At 50.1% G+C, this 22,428-nt stretch carries 21 protein-coding genes; all 21 read right to left on the bottom strand.

The genetic code is table 11. The annotated features are described in order from the left end of the window. Positions 1-125: 125 nt before the first annotated feature. The 21 genes from IEV38_RS06590 to pstS all read right to left on the bottom strand — a co-directional run bounded on the left by IEV38_RS06590 (position 126) and on the right by pstS (position 22,280). Positions 126-1,235 carry a glycosyltransferase family 4 protein gene (locus IEV38_RS06590; RefSeq protein WP_188395353.1) on the bottom strand — a complete coding sequence of 370 codons (1,110 nt, stop codon included), beginning with the start codon at positions 1,233-1,235 and terminating at the stop codon, positions 126-128. 83 nt (positions 1,236-1,318) lie between these two features. Beyond that, complete coding sequence (locus tag IEV38_RS06595; RefSeq protein ID WP_188395354.1) at positions 1,319-2,521, bottom strand: oligosaccharide flippase family protein; 1,203 nt, start codon at positions 2,519-2,521, stop codon at positions 1,319-1,321. Between the two features lie 33 nt (positions 2,522-2,554). Next, on the bottom strand, positions 2,555-3,697 hold the full coding sequence (locus tag IEV38_RS06600) for a glycosyltransferase family 4 protein (protein ID WP_188395355.1): 1,143 nt from the start codon (positions 3,695-3,697) through the stop codon (positions 2,555-2,557). After that, positions 3,694-4,560 (bottom strand): GDP-mannose 4,6-dehydratase, encoded by an 867-nt coding sequence (locus IEV38_RS06605; protein WP_188395356.1) that lies wholly within the window; start codon positions 4,558-4,560, stop codon positions 3,694-3,696. Before IEV38_RS06605 ends, IEV38_RS06600 begins: the two co-directional genes overlap by 4 nt. Next, entirely contained in the window at positions 4,557-5,594 is a 1,038-nt protein-coding gene (gmd, locus tag IEV38_RS06610) for a GDP-mannose 4,6-dehydratase (protein ID WP_188395357.1), read from the bottom strand. The genes IEV38_RS06605 and gmd overlap by 4 nt, the downstream gene beginning before the upstream one ends. A 199-nt stretch (positions 5,595-5,793) precedes the next feature. Continuing rightward, on the bottom strand, positions 5,794-6,978 hold the full coding sequence (locus IEV38_RS06615) for an ABC transporter ATP-binding protein (RefSeq protein WP_188395358.1): 1,185 nt from the start codon (positions 6,976-6,978) through the stop codon (positions 5,794-5,796). Continuing rightward, a complete protein-coding gene (locus IEV38_RS06620; RefSeq protein ID WP_188395359.1) occupies positions 6,979-7,794 on the bottom strand; it encodes an ABC transporter permease in 816 nt (271 codons plus the stop codon). A 13-nt stretch (positions 7,795-7,807) separates the two neighbouring features. Beyond that, positions 7,808-8,182 carry a hypothetical protein gene (locus tag IEV38_RS06625; RefSeq protein WP_188395360.1) on the bottom strand — a complete coding sequence of 125 codons (375 nt, stop codon included), beginning with the start codon at positions 8,180-8,182 and terminating at the stop codon, positions 7,808-7,810. A gap of 2 nt (positions 8,183-8,184) precedes the next feature. Next, the gene (locus IEV38_RS06630) at positions 8,185-8,895 is read right to left on the bottom strand and encodes a class I SAM-dependent methyltransferase (RefSeq protein WP_188395361.1); all 711 of its coding nucleotides are present in this window, start codon (positions 8,893-8,895) and stop codon (positions 8,185-8,187) included. A gap of 19 nt (positions 8,896-8,914) precedes the next feature. Continuing rightward, positions 8,915-10,324, bottom strand: coding sequence for a glycosyltransferase family 4 protein (locus IEV38_RS06635; RefSeq protein ID WP_188395362.1), 1,410 nt, complete (start codon positions 10,322-10,324; stop codon positions 8,915-8,917). Then, the gene (locus IEV38_RS06640) at positions 10,321-11,544 is read right to left on the bottom strand and encodes a glycosyltransferase family 4 protein (protein WP_188395363.1); all 1,224 of its coding nucleotides are present in this window, start codon (positions 11,542-11,544) and stop codon (positions 10,321-10,323) included. The genes IEV38_RS06635 and IEV38_RS06640 overlap by 4 nt, the downstream gene beginning before the upstream one ends. A gap of 46 nt (positions 11,545-11,590) precedes the next feature. After that, complete coding sequence (locus IEV38_RS06645; RefSeq protein ID WP_188395364.1) at positions 11,591-12,358, bottom strand: class I SAM-dependent methyltransferase; 768 nt, start codon at positions 12,356-12,358, stop codon at positions 11,591-11,593. 96 nt (positions 12,359-12,454) lie between these two features. Continuing rightward, the gene (locus IEV38_RS06650) at positions 12,455-13,876 is read right to left on the bottom strand and encodes a mannose-1-phosphate guanylyltransferase/mannose-6-phosphate isomerase (RefSeq protein WP_188395365.1); all 1,422 of its coding nucleotides are present in this window, start codon (positions 13,874-13,876) and stop codon (positions 12,455-12,457) included. 89 nt (positions 13,877-13,965) lie between these two features. Further along, positions 13,966-15,132: a nucleotide sugar dehydrogenase gene (locus IEV38_RS06655; protein ID WP_188395366.1), complete on the bottom strand. Its 1,167-nt coding sequence runs from the start codon at positions 15,130-15,132 to the stop codon at positions 13,966-13,968. 211 nt (positions 15,133-15,343) lie between these two features. Then, positions 15,344-16,636, bottom strand: a complete 1,293-nt coding sequence (gene phoR / locus IEV38_RS06660; RefSeq protein ID WP_188395367.1) for a phosphate regulon sensor histidine kinase PhoR — start codon at positions 16,634-16,636, stop codon at positions 15,344-15,346. A 12-nt stretch (positions 16,637-16,648) separates the two neighbouring features. Beyond that, positions 16,649-17,341: a phosphate regulon transcriptional regulator PhoB gene (gene phoB / locus IEV38_RS06665; RefSeq protein WP_188395368.1), complete on the bottom strand. Its 693-nt coding sequence runs from the start codon at positions 17,339-17,341 to the stop codon at positions 16,649-16,651. Positions 17,342-17,689: 348 nt separating this feature from the next. After that, positions 17,690-18,388: a phosphate signaling complex protein PhoU gene (gene phoU, locus IEV38_RS06670; RefSeq protein WP_188395369.1), complete on the bottom strand. Its 699-nt coding sequence runs from the start codon at positions 18,386-18,388 to the stop codon at positions 17,690-17,692. Between the two features lie 34 nt (positions 18,389-18,422). Next, a complete protein-coding gene (pstB, locus tag IEV38_RS06675) occupies positions 18,423-19,208 on the bottom strand; it encodes a phosphate ABC transporter ATP-binding protein PstB (RefSeq protein WP_188395370.1) in 786 nt (261 codons plus the stop codon). A 12-nt stretch (positions 19,209-19,220) separates the two neighbouring features. Then, entirely contained in the window at positions 19,221-20,096 is an 876-nt protein-coding gene (gene pstA, locus IEV38_RS06680) for a phosphate ABC transporter permease PstA (RefSeq protein ID WP_229728851.1), read from the bottom strand. After that, complete coding sequence (gene pstC, locus IEV38_RS06685; protein ID WP_229728918.1) at positions 20,093-21,088, bottom strand: phosphate ABC transporter permease subunit PstC; 996 nt, start codon at positions 21,086-21,088, stop codon at positions 20,093-20,095. Before pstC ends, pstA begins: the two co-directional genes overlap by 4 nt. Positions 21,089-21,236: 148 nt before the next feature. Beyond that, complete coding sequence (gene pstS, locus IEV38_RS06690) at positions 21,237-22,280, bottom strand: phosphate ABC transporter substrate-binding protein PstS (RefSeq protein WP_188395372.1); 1,044 nt, start codon at positions 22,278-22,280, stop codon at positions 21,237-21,239. Positions 22,281-22,428 lie beyond the last annotated feature (148 nt).

The raw sequence follows: 22,428 nt of genomic DNA on the forward strand, positions 1-22,428 counted from the left end.
TAAGTGTTTGAATGTACCAAAGCGAGGGCGTTTCTAGGCCCGTCTCAAAATAAAATCGTGGAGCATATCCCAACAATTCAGCCGCTCCGGTAGTCAACCGCTCCAATTTAAGAACGACGCGCTCGCTATTTTCCAACCATTTCGTGATAAATCCTGCAATAGGAATCCGCCATTTTGTCGGCAGTAAAATGCTGCACATATCGATGGCGCGCAGCACGTCCCATTTCCGATGCCTTGTCCGGATTGTCCCAAAGAAAACGCATCGCATCCGAAAATGCCTTGCTGTCATCGGGAGGCGTCACAAGCCCTGTTTCCCCTTGGAGATTGATAAAAGTCGTGCCGGTACCAATTTCACAGGAAATCATTGGCTTGCCAAACATGGCTCCTTCCAGCAACGAAATACCAAACGCCTCAGAGCGTAGATTGGAAGGAAAGACGACGCCATAGCACAGCGTCAACAGGGCATTCTTGTCCGGATCGGGAAGCTCACCCAGGAAATATATATTCTGTAGATTCCACTGCTGTGCCAAGGCGCGTAGCCGGCTTTCTTCCGGGCCGCCACCGACAATGACAACCGGGCAGTCGTTTTCCCGCATTGCTGCCAATAGGACATCCAGCCCCTTGTAATATCGCAATACCCCGACAAACAGGAAAAATTTGGGAGGAAGCTTTGCTCTCCAGCTTGCCACGACATTTTCATCCGCCGGAATAGACATGGATTCGTCCAGGCCGATCGGAATGACGTCGGTCTTCTGCCTGTAATTTTGCAGGGTAGAACTCGATTCGAGATAATTGGGCGACGTCACGACAATGCGATCCACACTACGCAGAAAAGCCTTCTGCAATGGCGCATACAATTTCAACAGATTGCGCTGCCGGACAATGTCGGAATGATAGGTAACGACAGACGGCTTCTTGCACCCTGTCGCAAAATGAACGAGGTCCATGAATGGCCATGGATAGTGATAATGAATGACATCCACTGTTTCAGCCAAGGACCGGAAGGCTCCGCACACCTGCCATGAGAATCCGTTAGATGCGATCTGCATCCCGAGCTTTGCCTGATATACCTCATGATGCGGAAATGCGATTCGTCCCTTTGGATTGGCACTCAATGTCAGTACCTTTGTCTCCACTCCGAGAAATGAAGATTTTTCCGCAATCTGATAAATGACCTGCTCTATCCCGCCAAAGGTATCCGGGAAATAGGTTCGATAGAAATGTAATATGCGCATCGATCGTCTTGATTCTTGAAATCCGAGCGGAGTATCGAGGACACTCTTGATTACCTGTCACCCAGGTATCGGACAAGCTCTTTCTATATATTTTCTCGATTTCGGTGACGCCAAAGTCCGAGTCCGATACAGCAACCAAGCAGTCCTTCAGTCACGACCGTCATCCAGGCCACGCCTACCAGGCCATGCGAAGGAATCAACAATATATTGCCTGCTATGTTAATCACAGCCACAAATGATGCAGATATGGCCAGCCAACGCTCAATACCCAATGCCAGTGCAGCCTGAGTCAACACACCGTTTGGCAAAATGAAAAGTAATGCAACACCCAGGATAGCCAGAATATGATCAGCTCCCGCATAAGCATGTCCATACACCAGACTAATCAACGGCGTACTGCACACAAGAAGAAAAATCATGACTAACAAACCAACTACCTGTGCCCCGATCAAGGCAGGCAGCATGTTTTGCAACATTTGTTTGGGCGATCCGCTACTAAGACGAAATTTACGAAACAGTATCAAACCGACCGGGGAGGCAAGCAAAATCACCGCTTCGATCAGCCTGTAGGCAACGCCATACTTACCAACTTCAAATTTGGGCACATCCAGCCACTCCAGCAGCAGCATATCCGCCCGAAAGTAAAGAACCGTCGCCAAGTCGAGCCACACGAATGGTAAGGTAGCCGCATAAATGGAAGGAGGAATCTTCCACAAAGGGCGCGTGCGCAGATAGCGCATGATCAATAGCCCGAAAGCGGTCGCACCAATAAACTGGGCAAAGAAAATCTGCCAAGGCTTCTCCGCCCCCATCAAAATGACAGAGACTACGCACAAAGCAGTAAAAGTGCGGTTACCTATCTGCCACGAAGCATCTCGCACCATTCGCCCATCGCCTCTGAGGATCGACAAGCCAAATTGATTGGTCACGGACGCTGCAAAGAACCAGATGACAGCAACAATTGTCAATGCATGCTTGGGTAACACCAGCATGGCGATCAATGAAAATATGCTGGCAGCAATAATTACGTGCCCAAGCGCAGCTTGAGGCAGCAATGGCAGAAATTGGAGCAATGCAGGAGTAGGATGGGCCCGCTCTCTCTGCAACAACCGACAAAAGCCACCATCCAGCAGGATGGCGACAATAGCCCCTCCAGACAATGCAACCGAATAAACCCCGAACGACTCCGGCCCAAGAACCCGAGCGATCAAAATGCTTACCGTCAGGGAGATTATTCCGACAAAACCGACGGCGAGCCATTGTGCGCCCAGAAAACGGATGATCATAAAAGAAAGGAATGCGATATGAAGGTGCGTTGATTACGCAGCCTCTCGCGTCTTTTTATAGACGTCAAGCGTCATTGAGGCTGTTCGATCCCATGAATACGACAATGCGCGCTCTTGACCTTTCCTCTTGTAGCTATCGGCCAATTCTGGCTGCTCCAATATCAATTGCATCGCGGCGGCGATCTCACTAACGTCCAGAGGATTAATCAGCATGGCCGCGTCACCCGCCACCTCGGGAAGAGAAGTGGTATTGGAAGTAATAACGGGTGTTCCCGCCGCAAAAGCTTCTATTACAGGCAAACCGAACCCTTCGTATAGCGAAGGAAAAATCAAGGCCGTAGCGCCCTTCAACACTGCAAGCAAATCGTCATCCGGCAAATGCTTGAGCCACCGTAGAGAATTGCACGAAGACGAGGACGTCAACATTTCAACGACCTCCTCACATCGCCAGCCGGCCCGACCAACAACGACAAGCGGCACCTCATTACGGACCTCTTTGGACAAGGAACGATGTGCTTCAATTACCCGTGCAATATTCTTCCTCGGCTGCAGTGTTCCCACGACCAGAAAATAGTGTTGTGGCAAATCGTACCGCTTCAGCACTCCCCTCATAATCTCATCTTCGAGCGGCCGGAACCATCTCGCATCCACCCCAAGAGGAATTGCACTGATCTTCTGCGTATCAATGCCAAAATGTTGCGCAATCTCCTGTTTCGAATATTCGGAAATGGTAATGATATGAGATGCCCACTGCGCGGAGCGCTTCCATAAGGCATTCTTCATTTTGCGCAACTTGAGGGATACCCATTCCGGATGTGACAAGGGAATTGCATCCATGATGGATGCAATGACAGGAATCTCACCGTAGTTGGGGATAAGATGATCCGGGGCATGAATCAGGTCAACACACTCCTTCAGTTGCGCTGTTCCCGGAAAGGGAAGCCCGGATACAACCGATGCTGCTGCAAACGGGGCATATCGTCCAAATGTAGTCGGAGCACGTGAGCCGATAGGAAACTGCGACGGAGAATACCCGTAAGAGATGGGGAAAAGCTCAACAGCTGAGTCAGCCTCAAGCCTTTTCATCAACTCCCGGGTATAACTACCAATCCCATCGATCCCGCCCAGCGCCAGGCAACGCGCAAGCACGGTGACGCCAAAACCTACCCTCATCATTTTTCTTCTTTTCGCCCGGCTTGTTCCAGCATGTTTCTCAAAGTGACCTGTAACGGAAATGGCTCAAGCATCCCAATAGTGCGAAACAGCTTTTCAGGATCACCACACAATGTCTTGATCTCGTTACTCCGTACAAATTGCGGATTTATCTTGACTTCAAGATCATGCGTCGTCAATTCTCCCAGCATATCGATAACCGTGCGCAAGGTCACGGGCGCACCGCTACATATGTTATACACCGCTCCAGGTACGGCATCACGCAGCAACCTTAGATAGGCTTCACAAACAAATGCCACGTCATTGAATTCACGCTCGACGTCCAGATTCCCAAGTTCGACAATCTCTGCCCTCCTGGCAAAATGTGCAACTAGCTTGGGAATCACAAATGACTCCGCCTGCCCCGGCCCTGTGTAATTGAACGGTCTAACGAAGAACAAGGGCAACCTGTCCAGATAGGTGCGCGCCATGTATTCCATCGCCAGCTTGCTCATTGCATAGTGATTGACGGGCGCCGGAGCTTGGTCCTCGGCAATTGGCGAGTGTTCGGCATTCCCATACACATTCGCACTACTCGCCAGCAAAATGCTATCAGGCTTGTCTGACAAACCTGCCACGGCATCCAGCAAATTCAGCGTCCCAATGACATTCACATCATAAAAGGAGCGGACATCCGCATGACCGACAAAACTGATCGCCGCCAAATGCACTACCGCCTCGGGTCTAGCTGCATCGACTTCACTTTTCAACGCAGCCTTGTCCGTCAAATCTGAGGACAAAGAAATGATCCGATGGCCAGCCGCTTCCGCCGCTGCTATAAAATGACGTCCGGTGAATCCTGCAGCCCCTGTAACCAGAATTCTCAAAATGAGAAACCTTCCTCGTTACGACGCAGATCAGCCTCCACCATCATCTGGCAAAGCTGCTCCAGAGTTGTCTTCGGCTCCCAACCCAACTTGGCTTTTGCCTTGGCTGGATTGCCAATCAGAAGATCAACCTCTGCCGGGCGATAGAATTTCGGGTTGACCCGCATAACAGTCTTGCCCGTTGCAATATCCACAGCCGTCTCTTCTTCGGCCTTGCCTCTGAACTCGACAGCAATCCCCGCACCTTTAAAGGCCATCGTCACGAAATCGCGGACAGTTTCAGTCCGGTTAGTGGCCAGCACAAAAGTATCCGACTCATCCGCCTGCAAGATACGCCACATGCCCTCCACATAATCTTTCGCAAATCCCCAGTCACGCTTTGCATCGATATTGCCCAGTTCCAGACAGTCAAGCTTGCCCAATTTGATCTTGGCAACGGCGTCTGTAATCTTGCGCGTCACAAATTCGCGGCCACGCAATGGACTCTCATGATTGAACAAGATGCCGCTGGAGCCAAAAATGTCATAGCTTTCGCGGTAGTTGACAGTCATCCAATGCGCGTAAAGCTTCGCGACACCATAAGGGCTACGCGGGTAAAACGGCGTATCCTCGGCTTGCGGAATAGCTTGTACCTTTCCGAACATTTCGGATGTAGATGCTTGGTAATAGCGAACCTTGCGATTGACCAAACGAATCGCTTCCAGAAGATTGAGTGCACCAATGCCGGTGATTTGCGCTGTTGCATTAGGCTGTTCAAAGCTCACACCGACAAAACTCTGCGCGGCAAGATTGTAGATTTCGTCCGGCTGTACCTTCTGTACCAAAGCAATGTTTGCCCCCAAATCGGTAAGATCGTACTCCACCAAATGAAGGTCGGGATGATTCTGGATACCCAGCTCTTCGATCCGCCAGAAGTTGACTGAGCTGGTGCGGCGATATGTACCATGCACTACATAGCCTTTATCCAGCAAAAGTTGCGCAAGGTATGCTCCGTCCTGTCCGGAAATCCCCGTGATAATAGCTATCTTTTTCATTGTTTCATTATTTTCAAAAATCCAAATCAAAACGAAATATACCAAATCTTGCTATCAAGATAAAGCACTCCGATTCTTAATTCTCCCGCGATTAATAAGAAGTAGTTTTCCTGACTTTATATTTCAAAAAATCTCATTCAAGAATTATTCTAACTTTTCAAGCTCTGAAAATATTGAAAAACAACCTCAACGAAAGAAATCAAGTATTAATCCATCTGCCAGGTGGATGGAACGGAGCCAAGCCTGTTACTCCGCTTTTGCATCGAAAAGGTTTCCATGGAGTATAGGAAAGCAAAGAACAGCCATCTCTGTCATGAACAGCCATATTTAATCGATACACACCTGAATTCAAGTAAAAGGGGCCGATTTCACAGTGAAAAGGCTGCAAGGCATTTATTCCACCATCGCGATCGCTGCGATATTCAAATAATGCTCTGCCTGCATCATCAGTGATATTGATCGATACTATACATTCAGATGGCAGGGTGTGCGGCTGTACTTTTATTATCAATCCCTCCCCCATACCGATCACAGGAATTCCGTCTATCTCCGAGAAATGATTTGTAGTGATATTGAATGTCAAAGCATCTGCATTAAGTCCTTGCATCTTCTTTGGACCACTACTAACACCGCCTTCTTGATACAAATCTATTGCTTCCTGCACATCACCGTAATGTTTCATTTTACCGCTTTCCAAAACCATCCCCAGATTACAAAATCTTTTAATGTGAGCCAGGGAATGCGAAACAAATATTAATGCAGTATCTTCCAGATAATTAGAAATAAATTCATAACATTTCAAGCGAAAATCAAGATCTCCGACAGCCAGTGCCTCATCGATTATCAAAATATCAGGCTTGTTCATTGTTGAAACTGCAAATCCCAATCTCGCACGCATGCCTGAACTATAGTACTTTACAGGGGTGTGAATTGAGTCTTGCAGCTCTGCAAAATCAACTATTCTCTTTATTTCTCGTTGAAAATCACTTTCGCTAACCCCTTTTATACGGGCTCGTAATCTAGCATTTTGATAACCTGTCATCATCGGATGAAATCCACTGGTGAGCTCGATCATCTGATCCATTTTACCTGCAACGCTAACCCTGCCCTCTGTTGGCAAAGTAATTCCAGAAATGATTTTCATCAAGGTGGATTTGCCGGCTCCGTTTTTTCCCAACACTCCGAGCCGGTCTCCCCTTTTTAACGAAAAAGAAATATTGCGCAATGACCAAAATTCATTTTGCCTGAGTTTTTTTGGCTCACTGTCATTTGAAAAAATACCTCTAATAGAATCAGAAAATCCATACTTAAGAGAAAGAGCCAGATTTCTACAATACTTCTTGGATACGCCATCAACTTCCAAAAGGAGTTTTTCTGAAGACATTCAAAGCCTCTCCATCACCAATGGCATTACGATTCGATACCCTGCCATCATAATGACAGATAATATTAAAAGTACCACGCTCCATATAATGGCTGGAATTAAAAAATTCAGATCCCCTCCAAACATGAAGTCTCTGGCAGTTACCAATGTAGCTGCAAATGGATTACATACTTGAATCCAATATGCTACAGAATCGGGCGAGCTGGAGGCTTGATAAAAAACAGGGCTTCCTATAAGCAACACAAAGGAAATTGAAGAAATAAATTTGGAAATATCACTGTAAAAGCTGGAAGGTAGCGCCAGGACATATCCGATAGCACTTCCCGTGAATATCGCAAGCACCATAAAAAATACAGACAATATCCAAGACAATGTCGGTGGCACACCAAAAATTAAACTGACTCCAACAATCAGTACAATACGAACACCAAGATCCAGAAAAGAAAGAATAATTTGAGAAACAGCAAATATCTCCGGCTGTATTTTCATGTTTTTTAAGAAAGCACTGCCTTTTCTTAAATAATTCAGTTGGTTGGTTAATGCCTCAAACCAGACTTGATAAAGGCATATCCCAAAAAATGCGAAAACAACTGGGTTAACACCGTTTGTACCAATTTCGACACCATGCTGAGTAAGCGCACCTCTTACAAATATAAATGCAACCCCATATAAAGCAGGAGACAACAATACCCAGAAATATCCTGCTTTCGATCCTATATAACGCGCCTGAAAATCCCGCCATGCTAAAACCCAAGCAAGGGAAACTGTATGGGGAAACTCTCTCAAAGATAAAAAAAGTTCAGAACCAAATTTCATATATACTCACCAACTATTCCTTCAGGGCAGTGCTATTCTTCAAACCAACAACAATCGTATTTTTGCCCCCACTCATGGCTGCAAAAGATTTTTCTAAAGAATCGAGATGCTTTGCAAGCTCTCCTATACATTCCATCAATAGCAAATCTACATCTTGATTTCTTAAAGAAATTTTCTTTCTCTCACTTATTGAAATTTCCAAATCATGTATCTTGTTTTGCGAAGAGCCCAGTTCCTTTTTCAGCTCAATTAGATCAACTCGCAACATTTTCATTTCAGAAGAAATTTTGTTTAACTCGTCATTTATTTGACCAAGAGATTTAACCACTGAATTCGGCGTCAAGAAACTTCTGAAAGTTTCAATGAACTTACCTAAATAATTTTTCATATCTAAGCCTCATCTTTGAGCATATCGCGAACTCTTTTTAATTTATTTTCAATCCGCTTGGCTATTCCACCTCCCGTCAAAGATGAATTTTCATCCAGAAAGCGATCAAAATCTTTCGTATATATCGCTTCCAATCCACTCTTACTACAAAGATAAGCAAGTAATTCTTTGGGATACGGACGAATATGTGTCGGGTCTCGGTAGAAGGAACCTAACATCACGCGAAAATCCTTGGCGTTTGGAGTGACAATTATTGCCATTCCTCCTGGAGTCAGAACTTTTGCTATATTTGCCACAAGAAGTTCTGCGATTTCCCCATTCATATGTTCAATCAGATGCAAACAAGAAACCATATCGAATTGAACGTTTCTTTGAATCATTGCATCCAAAACCAATAATGCATCACCATGGAAAACTGAATGGCCTCTAACAGTGCTTTCTTTAGCCAAGCCTGGATCAAGTTCGATTCCATAACATTCAATTTTCTTGCGCTCCAGAACTTCTAGAAACGTTCCCCTTCCACTTGCAATATCTAACCAGGATCCTATGTGTTGTCTGGTTGTAGAAACCCACTGAATTATGTTATCCAATTCAGCCATACGACGAATATAAGTCGCTTCTTCTCCTCGAAAATAATCCTCGTATTGATGATAATCAGCACCTAACGGAGTTATATCTATTCTCCATTCTGACAATAGATCTTTAATCTCCATTTAAAACTCCTCAATAAAATTAGGAGACACTTTCCCAACAATCACTAAGACATTTAACAGAAATTTCTTGACTGTACTTTTGAAGAATATTTTCACGAGCACGAATCCCTAGATTTTCGGCAAAATGCGGATTTTTTATTATTTTTATAATCGCATCAATGAATCCCTCGGTATCCCCAGGTGGAACAAGTAATCCAGTTTGACCATGAGCAATGCTTTCGACAATTCCGCCCACCGCATAAGCTACGACAGGTTTTTTTGATATTCCAGCTTCCAACGGAACCCGGCCGAACGGCTCAGGCCATTTGTTAGGACAAGCAACTACTGTAGCTCTGGCATAAGCTCTATATAGCTCCTCTCTGGAAAGATATCCAGTAAACGCCACCCGGTCAGCATGTCCGGTCATAGCTAACGATCTTCTTAAGGATTTTTCTACATTATCACCACGCCCGGCTAACGTAATCTTAAAATCAGATAATTCTGCGCCCAGTTTTTCAAGCCATTTTATTATTTCCAATTGCCCTTTATTGGCATTAAGCATACCAACAATTAAAATTTCCGGAGGTGAAGCCTGATAAACAACTTGCCTTTCCGCCAAATCGTATTCACCTGCGGGATTTGGAACAAGACACATCTTGTCGGCAGGCACTATTTCTGCGACTTGCTGCTGCAAAAATCGACTGGTTACTATGACCTTATCTGCTTTTCGAAGTGCCGCTTGACGAAATTTTTTATCCTCAAATAACTGTCGTTTTACCAACTTTCTGCAACTATCTGATAATGATTGCGCACATTCAAAATTGCAGGTATTACATATCCTGCCATCTATGTTCATGGACTGCGATCGATCTATGCAGTAAAACCTGTTATCTCGCACTTGTGCGACCACGGGCACACCAAAATCTATTCTAGAAGCCAACAAAATGCTCCTAAAATTATCTGCGTGCACAAGCTGTGGATTAAAGGAGGAAGCTATTTTTTTTATGTTTACCAATGTCTCTTTAACATCAGATATTTCCTCGTCCATTATTGGTAAAAATCCGATTTTCCTCGACCGCTTGAGAGAAAGAGCCAATCTTAATTTGCGCAACCTCTTTAAAATCGAAGCATAATTAAAATCAGAAAATATATATTTTGCTCCATCCATGAGCAAATAAACGTGTCGAGAGGCAAAAAAATTTCGTCGCCTTTTTATACTATTGCTGCGAACAGTTGGCCACCTCGAAGAATATGGAACCTTGAAAACTTCAACTCCCTGATAATTAGTCTTTTCAACTTTTCCAAGTTGTTCATTTAGCGTAATTACCGCCACTTGATTATTTGCATCCACAATTTGCTTCAAGAGAATATGCAAACTTATTTCTGCCCCACCCTCTGCAAAAGGAGGATAGCGATCAGTAATTACCAGAATGCGCTTTCCTGAAATCATCCCCTCACCTTCCTAGCAACATTCTCTGAAATTGAATTCCAATTGAATTTGGAGTCTATTTGTGAGCGTGCTCTTTCTACCAATTCAATACTTAATGCATCGTCGCCAACCAACTTTAACACTTTGTCGGCAAGATCTTTTTCATCATTTGGATCACATAAAAATCCTGTATTTCCATTGGTGACGACATCAGTCATTCCTCCGCTTCTAGCGGCAATTACCGGAGCACCTGCGGCAGTACCTTCCAGAAGCACAATACCGAACCCCTCAACCGCTCCGTTTGGCAATTCTTTTGATGGCAACACTAAAACATCTATTGCCCGTAATACTTGCCATTTCGTTTCTTCGGATACTGCTCCCAGCCACGTTATTCTGGACGATACGCCGATTTCCTCTGACAAGCGCTGTAGCTTGATACGTTCTGGTCCATCGCCAAACACTACCAACTGGACATTAGGTGCATGCTTTAATGCTCGCACTAACAAATCGACATTTTTCGATGGGACTAAACGTCCCGCGAATCCTATTGTCCGGTCTGTTGACAAGCTGAGTTCAAGTCGTCTTTCTTCTCTTTCTTTTCTATCAAATACTGGACTTAATGCACACTCTCTAGAGTAATCATCTACGCTAATTCCACATCCGGAAATAGAAATTTGATCTGTCTTTTTTGGTTGCAGCGCTGTTACCAAATTTTTTGTATACCCACTTATGGCAAAAATATGATCTGATTTTCCAATGACATAGCGTGTTTTCGCAAGCAAAGATCCTCGCTTCCCCATGAAATAATCAAGAATACGCCGCTTCAATGAACGTTCGCCAACAATCAATGATCTTAATTCGTAACCGTAGAAAAAGGACGTCAATAAAATTTTTTTCCTAAAGCAGAAACTTGCAACCGCAGTCCCATAATAAAACGGATGCATCAACATGATGCAATCAAATTGTTTGCTTTTATGAATATCTTCCAGCAATGAAAAAATACGCGCCTCTTCTTCAGATGAATTCCAGCTAGCACGTTTTTTTACATTCGAACCTTGATCCACAATCAAATCGTATTCACAAGGGAAATCTGGTGGAATTGAGCTACCTTGTGGTCCTAATACCGCCACAGTACATCCTTGTCCAACCAGAGCATTTGCCAAATGATGAATCATTGTAGAAATACCACCAACACTCGGCAGAAAATCTACCGAGACAATTAAGATTCTATTATTTTTCACAAAATACCTATCTAATGATACGACCGATACGACTCAAAAAGCGCTACTATTTCCCCAATGAAAACCATTGTTTAAATAAGTTAACAGAAGGCTTTTTATAAACAAATACTGTAGAACCTGAAATCCCCAATACTTGCTCATATGGAATTCCATATTGCTCCAATTCATTCTTTGTCCCTAACATCTGAGGATCAAATTTTTGGCAGTGTTCACCAAAAATGCTATGAAGCAATTGTATAAAATCACATTTCCCAAAAATTCTCATATGATCTGCTTGGCCAAATCGACGAATCCTTTCTTCCAGGGCCAAATTCATATCGAGACATTCATCCGTGGATTCGGCCTCTCTAAAAGGAACACTAAAAATAAAATACCCTTCCGGCCTTAATATCCGCACATGCTCTTTGAGAACGGGCCCTACAGCGCATGGAATATGTTCCAATACGTGGTTATGCACTATCAGATCAAAACTGGCATCAGGAATTTTATACAGATCTGAACATAGATCTATTTTGTGCATTAAACCCAATGTGGCGTATCTTTTATTTTCTGGGTCAATATCACATGGATGATATTTATTAGCGTCCGATTTCGAGAAAAAGTCATACAATGCTTTTTCTGGGGCGACGTGCAATACACTTCCACCGCTTTTGGGGAGACCAAGATATTTCAATACCAAGAATTGAAACCTTGTTCTTTCCAAGCTTCGACACGAAACGCAAATCGCGTTAGGCCTTGAGTTATATTCCTTGAATTTTTTTCCACCACATATTGGACAGGTTGCGATGGAGCTATTTTTATTGAAACCAAACACTTCACCCTCCTTTGATTTTTACATCCTAAAAATATGTGGTGAAGCGTTCCGGCTAAAAATTTAGGGTTTCCCCATGTTTTCAGATTTCTGAACGTCCTATGGCACTCGCCCATAATTGTCTTGAAACCGCACAATGTCATCCTCTCCCAGATATTCGCCGCTCTGTACTTCAATCATGACAAGATCGAGTACGCCGGGATTCTCCAAACGATGCTTGTGCCCTGCGGGGATATAGGTTGATTCATTTTTGTTGACAAGCAGTTCACGCTCGCCATTGACGACCTTGGCCATACCGCTCACCACGATCCAATGCTCACTGCGGTGATGATGCATCTGCAGACTTAGACTCGCGCCTGGCTTCACCTCAATCCTTTTGATTTTGAAGTTATTACCTTCTTCCAAGACAGTATATGTCCCCCAAGGGCGATGTACCTTACGGTGATAATTAGCCGTGGCATGAGATTTAAGCTTAAGCTGCTTGACTACAGCCTTTACATCCTGCGCTCTGGACTGGTGCGCCACTAGTAGCGCATCCGGTGTATCAACAACCAGCAAATTATCGAGACCGATACCAGCGACAATACGAGACTCACTCTGAATATAGCAATTGTCCACATCGACCAGAAGCGTCTCGCCATTGATCCTATTCCCACGTGCATCGGGCTTGACCAGTTCAGCCAGTGCACTCCATGACCCGATGTCGCTCCAGTCAAAATCTGCCCCAATAACAGCCACCTTGGAGGAGCGCTCCATAACGGCATAGTCGATGGAAATATCGGGACTCAATGCAAAAATTTCTTCATTCAGCACGACTGGCGTAATTTCCGGATTACTTCCCTGCAGAGTTTGCTCTACAGACGTCAGCACTTCGGGGGCAAACTCACGCAACGCAGCGATCATGTTCCCTGCGGTAAAACAGAACATGCCTGAATTCCAGGTAAAACGGCCAGACGCGATATATTCCTTCGCCGTTTGCAAGTCGGGCTTTTCGACAAACCTGGCAACCTTATGCGCGTCGGTTTTACCGATTTTTTCGCCGCTCTCTATATAACCGTAGCCTGTTTCCGGTCTTACTGGCTCCACACCAAAAGTTACCAGCCAACCATTCCGTGCAAGTTCGGTAGCTGCTGCCACCGCTTTGGAAAACGTCTCTTGATTACCAATCAAATGGTCTGCTGGCAGAACCAGTAAAACAGTGTCTTCACCATATTTTCCTCCCGCATATCGAGCGGCAGCAGCAACAGCCGGAGCCGTATTTCGGCCAACAGGTTCAAGCAGATAGTCGTGGGCGACAGGAGTACCAGTCACCTGGTATTCATCACGAGTCAGAAAATAGTATTCCTTGTTTGTAACCGTTAGGACCCGTTCCACCCCGTCCAGCGAAGCTGCGCGTTGCAATGTCTTTTGCAACAGGGTGCCACCATCTGGCAGTTCAATAAATGGCTTGGGCAACGTCTCACGTGATACTGGCCATAAACGCGAACCAGCTCCGCCAGACATGATTACAGGAAGAAACATCCTCATTCCTTAAATAAATTGGGCAAACCGGGAATTGTAAATGCTTATGCATGGATACCCTCCCCATAAACATGGGAAATCTCTATGGATTAGTCATTTCCGAACAAATCCCGGGTATATATCTTGTCCTGAATATCCATCAGTTGCGCATCCAGCCGATTGGCCACAATCACATCCGCCTCTCGTTTGAATGCTTCCAGATCATTCACCACCCTGGAACGGAAAAATTCACTCTCCTCCAGGACAGGCTCATAAACGATCACCTCGATGCCTTTGGCCTTGATGCGCTTCATGATTCCCTGGATGCTCGAAGCTCGGAAATTGTCCGAGCCGGCCTTCATGATCAGGCGGTAGATACCAACGACCTTGGGATTTTTCCGCACGATGGATTCGGCAATGAAATCCTTGCGGGTGGTATTGGATTCCACGATGGCGTGCACAAGATTCTGCGGAACATCGCGGTAATTGGCGAGCAATTGCTTGGTGTCCTTGGGAAGGCAGTAGCCGCCATAGCCAAACGATGGATTGTTATAGTGGTTGCCGATTCGCGGATCCAGCGCCACACCCTCAATGATTTGGCGTGTATCGAGGCCATGCGTTGCTGCGTAGGTATCCAGCTCGTTGAAATAAGCCACGCGCATGGCAAGATAGGTATTAGAAAAAAGCTTGACGGCTTCAGCCTCGGTGGCGTCAGTAAACAGCACCTGGGCATCCTTTTTTACCGCGCCTTCGACCAACAAGTCTGCAAATACCCGCGCCCGCTCGGAGCGCTCGCCAATGATGATCCGTGAAGGGTAAAGGTTGTCATACAACGCCTTGCCTTCACGCAGGAATTCCGGCGAGAACATGACGTTCTCACAACCGGTCTTTTCCTTGATTCCGGCCGTGTATCCGACAGGGACCGTGGACTTGATCACCATGACCGCGCGTGGATTGATCTGCCGGACATCGGCGATGACGGATTCGACGGAACGAGTGTTGAAGTAATTGGTATCGGCGTCGTAGTCGGTAGGCGTGGCAATGACGACAAAATCGGCGCCTTCATAGGCTTCCTGCTTGTCCAGAGTCGCCGTCAGATCAAGCGCTCGGTTCTGCAGAAAATCTTCGATCTCGGCATCGATGATTGGTGATTTTCCACCATTGATTGTTGCAACCCGGTCGGGATTGATATCGATTGCAACCACTCGGTGATGCTGCGCCAACAGAACGGCGATGGACATCCCTACATAACCTGTGCCGGCAATGGCAATTTTCAATTTTTTGTCTCCGGCATGACGAGCTGAACTTTAAGCCTCTCCGCAACTGCACTCTTGCGAAAATAATGATTTCCATACGGAAATTATGGGCCATAACCATTTTGCCACACCATCATGCAATTTTGTTATCTATTACATTTTGTCACTTCAACGGTACCCGTCAGCAATCCTTGACAGCGGCCGCCACTACGACGTGGATGCAACAATAGTTTTAGCGCAACAGATGAGTCGAGTTGAAAATGGCAAGGAACGTACTACCCTTCCCCTCCTCCGACTCGATCTCCAGCACCGCCCCATGCCGCAACAGCACATGCTTGACGATGGCCAGGCCGAGGCCGGTGCCCTGGGTTTCGCGGGAGCGGCTTTTATCGACGCGGTAGAAGCGCTCGGTCAGGCGGGCGATGTGTTCGGCGCGGATGCCGATGCCGCTGTCCTTGACCGAGAACTGCGGCCCTTTCGCGGTCTGTTGCCACTGAATGTGGATGTGGCCGCCATCCGGCGTGTAGCGGATGGCGTTGGTGACGAGGTTGCCGAAGGCACTGCGCAACTCGTCGGTGTTGCCATCGATGTCGGGACCATCGATGTCGAGGGAAATCTTGTGGCGACCGCCGGAGAGCGCGTTGGCCTCCTGCAGCAGCTGTCCGAGCAGGTTGCGGATGTTGACCTGCTCGGTGCGCAGCGGATAGTCGATCGATTCCAGCCGCGTCAGGGTCAGCATGTCCTCGATCAGGTTCTGCATGCGCTGGCCCTGCTCGATCATCAGCTTGAGGTGCCCCATGCGCACCGATTGTTCGAGATCCGGCTGGGCTTGGGCGATTTCCAGGAAGCCGTTGATGACGGTCAGCGGCGTGCGCAACTCATGCGAGGCGTTGGCGATGAAATCGCGGCGCATCATGTCGATGCGCTCGGTCTCGGTCACATCGTGAGTGACCAGGATCTGGCGGCGATTCTCGAACGGGATAATCTGGACGATCAGCTTGCGATCCTTGACGTTGAGTGTCAGCGGCTGCTCATAGTGGCCGAGGATGATGTAGTCGATAAAGGCCGGATCGCGGATCAGATTGGTGACGCGCATGCCCTTGTCGCGCGTGTTGCTGAGTCCCAGGTGCTTTTCGGCAGCAGGATTGCACCATTCGAGGAACAGCACGTCGTCCATGATGGCGACGCCGTCCGGCAGCAGGCTCATGGCCTGGCGGAAACGGGTCAGCCATTCACTGAGTTCCTTGCGGTTGCGCTCGTCGTCGCGGCGCAGGCGATACAGGCGCGAGAAGACATCGGTCCATGCGCCCCAGCCATCGGGCAGTTTTTCGCTTTCGGGATGATCGAGCCAGCCGGAGAGCAGATACAGATAATTGAGCTGAACCAGCACCAGCGCCAGCAGGAACAGCAGGCCGGCCGCCAGCCCGGCGGTCAGGCCAAGGAAATAGCCGACCACTGCCGCCGCCGCCAGTACGATGACAAGCCGCAAGGCAGCAGGGATCCAGAACAGCAATTGGGGACTCATCGGCAGACCGGCTTATTTTTCGGAAAGCATATAGCCTACACTGCGCACGGTCTTGATCAGGGATTCCGCCTCTTTCAATGCCTTGCGCAAGCGCAGCACGTGGACGTCCACCGTGCGTTCCTCGATCACCACGTGGTCGCCCCATACCTTGTCGAGCAACTGATTGCGCGAGAACACGCGTTCCGGATGCGCGAGGAAGAACTTGAGCAGCTTGAATTCGGCATGGCCGATGTCGATCTTTTCGTTGTGCAGGCTGACCGTGCAGCTGATCGGATCGAGCGTTACCGCTCCCGCCGTCATCAGCGTCTGCGAATGCTCGGGCGTCTTGCGGCGCAGCAGCGCATTGATGCGCGCGGTCAGTTCGCGCGGCGAGAACGGCTTGGTGACGTAGTCGTCGGCGCCGTTGTCGAGGCCGGCGATCTTGTCTTCTTCCATGCTCTTGGCAGTCAGCATGATGATCGGCAGTTCGTTGAACTGGCGGTCGCCGCGGATGCGCGAAAGCAGGCGCAGACCGCTCTGGTCGGGCAGCATCCAGTCGAGCAGGATCAGTTGCGGCAGCCGCTGCTGCAGGAAATCCCAGGCTTCGCCGGCGGTCTGTGCCGCCACCACGTTCCAGCCAGCACCTTTCAGGGTAAATGTCACCAGTTCGACGATTGGGGCTTCGTCTTCGACGATCAGGATGGTCGGTTTGTCGGCGGTGGCCATGTTGTTGGTTCTATTCCTTCTCTTTACTTGGTTAACGAAGACGATGCTAAACGTAGAATGCATCCGCATTAGTCGCTTCTACTGTGCTGAAACCACCCAACTACGCATTTCCTTCGCCGTCATTCCCGCGTAGGCGGGAATCCAGCACGTATAACATTGCTCCGCTGTCAGTTTATTGCCTTGACATGCGTGATGCCTTAATTCCCTGGATTCCCGCCTACGCGGGAATGACGGAGAAAATAGTGCGGCGTAGTGGCAACAAATATGCTGAATGAAGGCGGGCGGCCGTCGCTTGAAGTGCGGAAAACGATCACACATTCGCCGCTCAGCATACCACCCCGCAGCATCCTACTCCGTCAGCTGCGCTGCCGCATAGTCGGTATGGCGAATATCCTTGCCTTCGACGATATAGATGACGTATTCGGCGATGTTCTTGGCATGGTCGCCGATGCGCTCGATCGCCTTCGCCACCCATAGCGTATCCAGCGCGCAGGAGATGGTGCGTGGATCCTCCATCATGAAGGTGATCAGGCTACGCATGACGGAGCGGAACTCGTGGTCGACCACGGCATCCTCCGCGATCAGGCGGACGGCTTGCTTGTCGTCGAGGCGTGCAAAGGCATCCAGTGCATCGTGCAGCATCTTGCTGGCACTGGCTGCCATCACACGGATGTTCTCGTAGTGGTTGATGGCGGTCAGGCCGCGTTCGCCGATGGCCTTGCCGGCACGCGCGATCTTGGTCGCCTCGTCGCCCACGCGCTCGAGGTCGGTGATGACCTTGATGGTCGCCATCACGGTACGCAGGTCGTTGGCGGCCGGCTGGCGCTTGACGATCAGGTGGCTACAGGCATCGTCGAGCGAGACCTCGAGATTGTTGACGTTCTCGTCGGCCTTGATGATCTGTTCGGCCTGGTTGACGTTGCCGGTACGGAAAGCGGTGATCGCATCCTGGAACTGGCTTTCGACGAGGCCGCCCATCAGCAGCACCTTGGAGCGGATCGTTTCCAGATCCATGTCGTACTGCTTGGAAGAGTGTTCGCCTGGCATGGTGATTCTCCTGAATATGCTGTGGTTGTCGCGATCAGCCGAAGCGGCCGGTGATGTAGTCCTGGGTATCCTTCTTGGCCGGGTTCATGAAGATCTGGTCGGTCTCGCCGAATTCGACGAGCTCGCCCAGGTACATATAGGCCGTGAAGTCCGAGCAGCGTGCCGCCTGCTGCATGTTATGAGTCACGATGGCGATCGTGTAGTCGCCCTTCAGCTCGCTGATCAGTTCCTCGATCTTGGCGGTCGAGATCGGATCGAGCGCCGAGGTCGGCTCGTCGAGCAGCAGCACGTCGGGCTTGACCGCCACGCCGCGCGCGATGCACAGGCGCTGCTGCTGGCCGCCGGACAGCGACAGGCCGCTCTTGTTGAGCTTGTCCTTGACCTCGGTCCACAGCGCGGCCTTGTTCAGCGCCCATTCGACGCGCTCGTCCATCTCGCCCTTGGGCAGGTTTTCATAGAGACGCACGCCGAAGGCGATGTTGTCGTAGACCGACATCGGGAATGGTGTCGGCTTCTGGAACACCATGCCGACCTTGGCGCGCAGCATGTTGACGTCCTGCCCCGGCTCGAGGATGTTGCTGCCGTGGTAAAGAATCTTGCCTTCGGCGCGCTGACCCGGATACAGGTCGTACATGCGGTTGAAGGTGCGCAGCAGCGTCGATTTGCCGCAACCCGACGGTCCGATGAAGGCCGTGACCTTCTTGTCGTGGATGTCGAGGTTGATGTTCTTCAGTCCCTGGAATCCACCGTAGTAGAAATTGAGGTTCTGGATCTGCAGCGTCTTCTTGTTGATCGTATCGATCGTGGATTGAGTGGTCATGGCTTACCCGAATCAGTGTTGGTTCTTTTGGTGGAACATCGCGCGCGACAGGATATTGAGCGCCAGCACGCTGAAGGTGATCAGCAGCGCCCCGCCCCATGCCAGCTCGCGCCAGTTGTCGTAGGGACTCATGGCGAACTGGTAGATCACTACCGGCAGGTTGGCCATCGGCGCGTTCATGTTGGTGCTGAAGAACTGGTTGTTGAGCGCGGTGAACAGCAGCGGCGCGGTTTCGCCCGAGATGCGCGCCACCGCCAGCAGCACGCCGGTGATGACGCCGGCCTTGACCGCGCGCAGGCGGACGAAGGTCGCCACGCGCCAGCGCGGCGCGCCGAGTGCGAACGCCGCCTCGCGCAGGCTGGTCGGCACCAGGCCGAGCATGTTGTCGGTAGTACGCACCACCACCGGAATCGCGATCAGCGAGATCGCGAAGCTGCCGGCCCAGCCCGAAAAATGCTGGACGTTGGCTACGTAGATCGCATAGATGAACAGGCCAATCACGATCGACGGCGCCGACAACATGATGTCGGTGACGAAGCGCGTCACCTTGGCGAACAGGCTGACCTCGCCGTACTCAGCCAGATAGACACCGGCCAGGATGCCGATCGGCGTGCTGATGAAGGTGGCGGCGCCGACCATCAGCAGGCTGCCGACGATGGCATTCATCAGACCACCGCCCTCGCTGCCCGGCGCCGGCGTGGTATGGGTGAAGATATCGAGGCCGATCGCGCCGATGCCCTTGACCACCAGCGTGAACAGAATCCAGCCGAGGAAGAACAGGCCCAGCACCATCGCCAGGAAAGACAGCGCGATACCCGCGCGGTGGATCATCAGACGCTTGCGGTAGACCGGATTGCCGGCCGCCGCCTGCATGACGTCATTGCTCATTTTCCGCCCTCCTTGTGGGCCATGCCAAGCAGCATCAGCTTGGCAGCCGACAGCACGACAAAAGTGATCAGGAACAGGATCAGACCAAGTGCGAACAGCGAGGACACGTGCAGCACGGTTTCGGCCTCGGCGAATTCGTTGGCCAGCGTCGAGGCGATACTGTTGCCGGCCGCGAACAGCGACCACGACAGCTTGTGCGCGTTGCCGATCACGAAGGTGATCGCCATCGTCTCGCCAAGCGCGCGGCCCAGACCCAGCATGACGCCGCCGACCACGCCGATGCGCGTGTAAGGCAGCACGATCTTGCGCACCACTTCCCACTTGGTGCAGCCCATCGCGTAGGCCGACTCCTTGAGGACCGGCGGCACGATCTCGAACACGTCGCGCATCACGGAGGCGATGAACGGGATGATCATGACAGCCAGGATGATGCCGGCCGCCAGGATGCCGATACCCATCTGCGGGCCGCGGAACAGTTCGCCGATCACCGGCAGCTGCCCCAGCGTCGAGGCCAGCGCCGGCTGGATGTAGTCGGAGAACAATGGCGCGAACACGAACAGGCCCCACATGCCGTAGATGATGCTGGGCACGCCGGCCAGCAGTTCGACGGCGGTGCCGAGCGGACGCTTGAGCCAGTTGGGGCAGATTTCGGTGAGGAACAATGCGATGCCGAAGCTGACCGGAAACGCGATCAGCAAGGCGAGAAACGAGGTCACCAGCGTGCCGACGATGGCGATCGCCGCACCGTACTGGTCGTTGACAGGATCCCATTCCACGCTGGTGAGGAAGGGCAACCCGAATTCCTTCAATGCCGGCCATGCGCCTATCATCAGCGAGGCGATGATGCCCAGCAAGACCAGCAGCACGGTCAATGCAAAAAGGAAGGTGACTTTGTGAAACAGGAAATCCTGCACCCGCTGGCGACGCATGGTGGCCATCAACGCCTTGCCGAAGGCGGCTTCTCTCTGGGCGGCGGCGTCATGCGTGATCATGGGTTCGGATAGGGAATTTGGATTGGCGCTCATGTTTTTCTATGCCCGAAGGGGCTGCCACGTTGTCGATGTCTGATTTGGCATCGTCACCGGGGCAACCCTTGCAACTTCATTCAAACAGCGAAGGATTCGCTATACACAAGAACCATTACCAGACGGCCTTGCCGGAAGCGTCCTTGACGTTGGCTTTCCATGCGTCCTGGACCAGCTTGACGACCGGCGCCGGCATTGCCACGTAGTCGAGTTCGGAAGCTGCCTCGCCGCCGTTCTTGTAAGCCCAGTCGAAGAACTTCAGGACTTCCTTGCCGCGCTCAGCCGAAGCCTGCTGCTTGTGAACCAGGATGAACGAAGCACCCGTGATCGGCCAGCTGGCCTTGCCCGGCTGGTTGGTCAGCACCACGCCCATGCCCGGAGCCTTGGCCCATTCGGCGCCGGCTGCGGCTGCCTTGAAGGACGCATCGTCAGGCTGCACGAACTCACCGGCGCTGTTCTTCAGCTGGGTGTGCGACATCTTGTTCTTCTTGGCATAGGCATACTCGACATAGCCGATCGAACCGCGGATACGCTGCACGTTGGCGGCCACGCCTTCGTTACCCTTGCCACCCACGCCGGTCGGCCATTTGACGGCGGTACCGGCACCCACGCCTTCCTTGAACTCAGGCACGGTCTTCGACAGGAAATCGGTCCACAGGAAGGTAGTGCCCGAACCATCCGAACGGTGGACCACGGTGATGTCCGAATCCGGCAGCTTGACGCCCGCGTTCAGCGCGGTGATCTGCGGATCGTTCCATTTGGTGATCTTGCCGAGGTAGATGGCAGCGATCACTTCCGGAGTGAATTTCAGTTGACCAGGCGCCACGCCGTCGAGGTTGACGATCGGCACCACGCCGCCCATGATGGCCGGGAACTGCAGCAGGCCTTCTGCTTCCAGGTCTTCCGCTTTCAGCGGCATGTCGGATGCGCCGAAATCGACGGTCTTGGCCTTGATCTGCTTGATGCCACCGCCCGAGCCGATCGACTGGTAGTTCAGACCGGTACCGGTGGAAGCCTTGTAGGTTTCAGCCCATTTGGAATAGATGGGGTATGGGAAAGTCGCACCGGCGCCGGTGATATCGGCGGCCATTGCGGACGACAGTGCCATGGCTGCGCTGGCGGCAACGAAGGCGGATTTGACAAGATGATTCAATCGCATGACTGCTCCTTAGAGTTGACTTACTGACTTTCGCTAACAAGACAGGGCGAACTCTAAATGTCGAATATGACAGGCATATGACTTGCCAAAAAACATGTCATAAAGTGGCGAATATGCAAAAAATCTGTCATCAAGTTGTCATACTTGC

Source organism: Oxalicibacterium flavum (genome assembly GCF_014635065.1).
Taxonomy (GTDB): domain Bacteria; phylum Pseudomonadota; class Gammaproteobacteria; order Burkholderiales; family Burkholderiaceae_D; genus Oxalicibacterium; species Oxalicibacterium flavum.